Source organism: Photorhabdus akhurstii (assembly GCF_018448925.1).
GTDB lineage: Bacteria > Pseudomonadota > Gammaproteobacteria > Enterobacterales > Enterobacteriaceae > Photorhabdus > Photorhabdus akhurstii.
The window spans coordinates 1-461 of record NZ_RCWE01000064.1; positions in this window are offsets into that span (position 1 = coordinate 1).

Sequence of the window (461 nt, forward strand, 5' to 3'; positions counted from 1 at the left end):
TCCAGTACTAGTATGGCCCGGGGGATCCGCTCGCACTTAGCCTGTTAAGGGGTTCGCGCTCGTCTAGTCTGTGCTGTTGCCTGGATAGTAAATTATCATGGTACAAACTTTTAAGAGCCAGTTAAATGGAGATGGATTTAAAAAGAGTTATTGTAAAGTCTCCCCAGGTGTGTCATTAAATATCCCAACAGATTGCCCTGGCCTGACCCCCTAAATGCAATTTTGGGATTCCCTTTTAGTTGCTTTCATTAAAATGTACCAGCGCAGTAAAAAAAGCACAAAGTATATTGTTTATGTAACTCACTATCTCATTTGCACTGGTTACATGGCAGCTTCAGACTGACTAAAACTACACTTTTCCCACCATGGTTCAAAGATCAACAGAACTGGGCCAACAAAAGCAATTTTTTCATGTGGTCTAACTACCAACTTATTATGAGTTAAGTTACTTTTAGGTTTAA